The organism is Nonomuraea sp. NPDC049141, assembly GCF_040648415.1.
Lineage (GTDB): Bacteria > Actinomycetota > Actinomycetes > Streptosporangiales > Streptosporangiaceae > Nonomuraea.
Window position 1 is genome coordinate 1 of the sequence record NZ_JBEZDR010000080.1, and the last position, 4427, is coordinate 4427.

General features: G+C 68.7%; 3 protein-coding genes. 2 read left to right on the forward strand and 1 reads right to left on the reverse strand.

Annotated elements, in window-relative coordinates; all coding sequences use genetic code 11:
* Positions 1-64: 64 nt before the first annotated feature.
* A complete protein-coding gene (locus tag AB0B91_RS64255) occupies positions 65-1297 on the reverse strand; it encodes an acyltransferase (protein WP_357661095.1) in 1233 nt (410 codons plus the stop codon).
* A gap of 412 nt (positions 1298-1709) precedes the next feature.
* Between AB0B91_RS64255 and AB0B91_RS64260 the strand changes: the two genes are divergently transcribed.
* On the forward strand, positions 1710-3158 hold the full coding sequence (locus tag AB0B91_RS64260; protein WP_357661093.1) for an O-antigen ligase family protein: 1449 nt from the start codon (positions 1710-1712) through the stop codon (positions 3156-3158).
* A partial coding sequence (locus AB0B91_RS64265; RefSeq protein ID WP_358342829.1) for an oligosaccharide flippase family protein occupies positions 3145-4427 on the forward strand: 1283 nt, incomplete at its 3' end. The genes AB0B91_RS64260 and AB0B91_RS64265, both read left to right, overlap by 14 nt.

Sequence of the window (4427 nt, forward strand, 5' to 3'; positions counted from 1 at the left end):
CATCGGCACCGGCCGGAGCGAGAGCCCGCAGCGATCCGGCCGCGCCGCTGGTGAGCGGCAGCGGTCACCGGATCGGGTCGGGCCGCTGCCGGTGGACGAGCGCATCGCCGACGGGCACGGCATCAGGGCCGCTGGGTTCCGAGGCGGCACGGGCCTTCTGGAAACTGTTCTTCAGCCCGTTTCGCAGCGCCCGGCTGAGCGGGCGTTCCACGAACCGGTGCACGGCGTAGGCCAGCAGCAGCGCCACCCCGACGACGCCGCCCAGGAGCAGCCACGGGGGAACGTCGTCGCGTAGCTGACGGATGACCGTGCGCCCGTTGGCCGAGTGGAGCAGATAGAGCGGGTAGGTGAGCGCGCCGACCGTCACCAGCCCTCGCCACTGGATCTTCGCGAACCAACCGAGCGCGATACCGGTCATCAGGAGGTAGAAGAAGGCGACCAGGATCAGTGCCGCCTTCCACGACATGGGCAGGCCGGCCTTGACGAGCGGAGCGACTCGCAGATCCAGCATGACGGCGTTGACCGCGAACGAGAAGGCGACGATGCACCAGAGCAGCAGATCGGGCCCGAACCGGTGGATGAGGTAGAAGGCCATTCCCGCGACGAAGTACGACGCGAACCGCGGTTCGACCACCAACGTCAGGAGCTTGGAGTCGGCGCTGTGCGCGAAGAGCGCGAGCGCCGTCCAGATCATGCAGAACATCAGGACCCGGCGGTACGTGACGCCGAAGGCGATCACGATCAGGAACAGCAGGTAGAACTTCAGCTCGATCAGCAGGGTCCAGTACGGCTCGTCGATGTCGTTCACCCGCAGCAGATTCTGCACCATGGTGAGGTTGCCGATGATCTGTGGCAGATTGGGCACCTTCTCCCCCGGCTGCGGCCACAACACGAGGACCGACGCGGTCAGCGCGACCGCGAACAGATACGCCGGCATCAGCCGCGTGACCCGCGAGATGAAGAAGTCGTGCAGGGGCCGACCCCACGAACTCATGCAGATGACGAAGCCGCTGATCATGAAGAAGAGCTCGACGCCCAGCCATCCGTAGCCGGCGGCGTGCCGCAGCGGGGCACCGAACAGATCTGCCGTGTCGGCCCCCCACGTCTGTCTGGCGTCGGCGAACAGCAGGTGGTACGCGACGACGCTCATCGCCGCCAGGAAGCGCAGCAGGTCCAGCACGTACAGGCGCGGCGCCCGCGAGGTGGCCGGTGGGGTCGGCCGATCGAGCGCCGTGGGCACCGGGAACTCGACCGTCTGGTCCGCGGACGTCGAGCCGTCCGCCTGGATGAGGTTCATGTTGGCGCCTTGGCGAGAGAGGTGATCGGCGAGTCGTAGGATACGGATCGGCTCCTGCCTGCCGGCCGCAGGATCTGTGGTGCCGGCGACAGGCCGCGAGCCACACGAAGTGGAATTCGACCGTTCCCGTCAGGTATGTGCGGACCCCCGCGCGATCACCAGACACACGTTCGGTGTCATGCCCGGTACAGCCGGCGTGCGGGCCCGGAAGTCCTCGTGGGCGGGCCCGGGACCTATGGTTCCTCGCTGACACCCACCTCTATGATGAGCGCGCGAAGTCCCGCTTCGGCCCGGAGCGATCCGTCATCGGCTCTGGATCCCGCCCTCTGGGCGTGAGCGAAACCCCCGCACGGCGGCACGACCAGCGCAGCCGTGGCAGCGACCGGCCGACCAAGGCTGATACGGAGATGTCATGTTCACCGGTACGGCCAGCGGTCATCCCCCGGGTGATCCACGCCATGCCCCGGCGACATGGCGCAGCGGCGGTCGGGAGCCAGTTCGGACACACGTCGACCCGGCTGCCGGCCCGGGCGGCGAGAGCCGTGGAGTCCGTGGGCCGGGCCGCCATCGGGCCCCGAGCCTGGTCGTCCAGCTGACCCGGGCCGGCCGGTCGATCGCCGCAGGGCTGCGCTCCGATCCGGATCAGCGCATCGTCGCCGCGTTGGCGATCCTGGTGGCGACCCTCGGACTGGTGCCGATCGCCCTCGCTCCCGCCGATGTCGTCATCTACGCCGGTGTGTCGACGGGAACGCCGACGCTCTACTCGTACACCATCGCGATCGCTGTGGCGTTCGTGCTGGTCATGATGCACACGCGTCGTCGATTCGTCCGGGCACTCCTGCTGTGGGTGCCGTTCCTCGGGTGGCTGGCCCTGTTCGCCGCGGTCCACTGGGACGCGTCCCTGCGTATCGTGAGCGGTCTGCTGCACTTCTGCCTGGCGGCGATCGTGTTCGCCGTCGGGGCCACGGCCGAGCGCGCGGACCGGCGGCACTCGGTCCTGCTCTGGGCCTTCGCGGCCGTGGCGTGGCTTCAACTCTTCGCGATCACCGCCGCGGTCCTCGGTTTTCCGCTGCGACGCGTCTCCGGCCAACAGGCGCTCGACGTGCTCGGGCGCGCCACGGGCCTGACGAGCCATCCTGGCGAACTGGCGAAGCTGTTGTTCTTCTGCGGCCTGTGCGCGCTGACGCTGCCGCAGCGGACGGTGCGGGAACGATGGGTGGCCTGGACGACGCTCGGTGTCGTCCTCATCGGCGTGTCCCTCACCCAGAGTCGCACGGTTCTCGCAGCCGTGGTCTCCATGATCCTCATCTTCATGTTGCTCGAGCTGATGACCGGGCGGTGGCAGAAGAAGTACTTCGTGGTCGTCGGCCTTACCGGGGTGCTCGGCGTGGCGTCGCTACCCTGGCTGATCGAGCGATTCATGGCGGACCCCGGTGGGGGTTCCCGTCAACACCTCCTCATGGTCGCGGTGGACGCGATCCGCGCGCATCCGTGGGCCGGGGTGGGACCCAACAGCTACGTCGCCGTCGTCGGCGCCTCGGATCCGCTCACCGCGAGCGGCGTGCCCGTACACAACGTGTTGCTGCTGAGCGCCGCCGAGGTGGGCATCATCGGCGCGCTGCTCCTCTGGCTGCCGTTCGTGCGGACCGCGACGGCGGCCATCCGCGCCGTCTTTCGTACGCGGACCTCGGAACTGGCACCCAGGGTCCTGGTCAGCGCTCTGCCGGCTCTCGTCCTTGTCGGTATGACGGGCTGGGGTCTGATGCAGGGACCCTATTTTCTGATGCTGGCGCTCGTGGCGGGCTACTTCCATGCCCGGACGCGGTTCTCGGCGGTTGCGACCGGCAATGGTCGCGACTGAGGCCAGGGCGCCGGCGGGGCGGCGCACGTCCCTGACGGTCGTGTCGGGCCTGCTGGGGCTCTCCACCCTGGCCACGCGGTTCACCACCCTGGTGGTCATGGCGCTGCTGACCAGGGGCGCCGGCGTCGAGGCCGTCGGCTTCTACGGGATGGCCACGCTTTCCGCGTCCTTCGCCGCCGCCGCGCTCTCCCTCGGTCTGCCGACCTACCTGACGAGGGAGGCCGCCGCGGGTTCGGTCTCGCCGCCCGTGGTCGCCCGGATCCATGGCGGCCGTTTCGTCGTGCTGATGGCGGCCGCCGCCGTCGCGTACGTGGTGATCGGCGTGCTCCTTCCCCCGGAAGCGCAGCTCGCCTTCTTCCTGGTCTTCGTCGCCAGCCTCTTCGAACAGTGGAACGAGACGGCGTGGGTCCTCATCCGAGGCACGCGTTCGGCCTGGCTCGAACCGCTCACGAACACCTCCACCGGCCTCCTGCTCGTCGGCGCGTGCGCGATCGACGTGTGGCTGATGGACGGGCTCACCCTCGGTGACGCTGCCGTCTACTTCCTCATGACGTCCGTCCTCCGGTCGACGGCCGCGGTTCTCGTCGTGCGGATCCTGCCGTCGCTGCGCGCCTCCCGAGGTGTCCGCTCGGCCCAGCACATCAGGCTGGCGCTGCCGTACTTCGCCTCCGACCTGCTCGGTCTCTTCTACTTCCGCGGCGACGTCTTCATCCTCGCGTTCTTCGTCACCGCCGTGGAAGTCGGAGAGTACGTCTCGGCCGCGGCCATCATCGGACCGGCGGTCCAGGTCGCGGCGTCCATGGGCCTCGGCGCCCTCGCCTATGCCGCGCCGAAGGGGACTTCCGGGACCGCCCAGGCGAACGACCCGCTCACGATCTTCCAGTTCTTCGGGCTCGCGGGTCAGGGCGCCGCCGGCGTCATGTTCATCGGTCTTCCCATCGCGACCGTGGTGCTGTTCGGTGACCAGGCGGGGAACATCCCGGAACTCGCGATGGTGCTCACCCTGTTCCTCGCCCTGCGATTCGCCAACTTTGGTCTGTCCGCCATCCTGCTTGCCCGGGGCCGTGCCGCCAGCCGGTTGGTGGTGCTCGTACTGAGCATCTGCGGCAGTGTGGGATTCAACCTTGCCCTCGACGGCAGGTACGGCGCCTACGGCGCCGCCTGCGCGATGGTGTTGAACGAGCTTGTCGTGGCCGGGTCGCTGCTGTGGTTCCTGCGGATCAGGGAACTGGTGTGGCCGGTCCTCATCTCGTTCGGACATGTGGCGGC

Excerpts from the sequence above, each read along its gene's own strand:
- AB0B91_RS64260 (WP_357661093.1), top strand. The coding sequence starts at position 1,710 with ATGTTCACCGGTACGGCCAGCGGTCATCCCCCGGGTGATCCACGCCAT.
- AB0B91_RS64255 (WP_357661095.1), bottom strand. The coding sequence starts at position 1,297 with ATGAACCTCATCCAGGCGGACGGCTCGACGTCCGCGGACCAGACGGTC.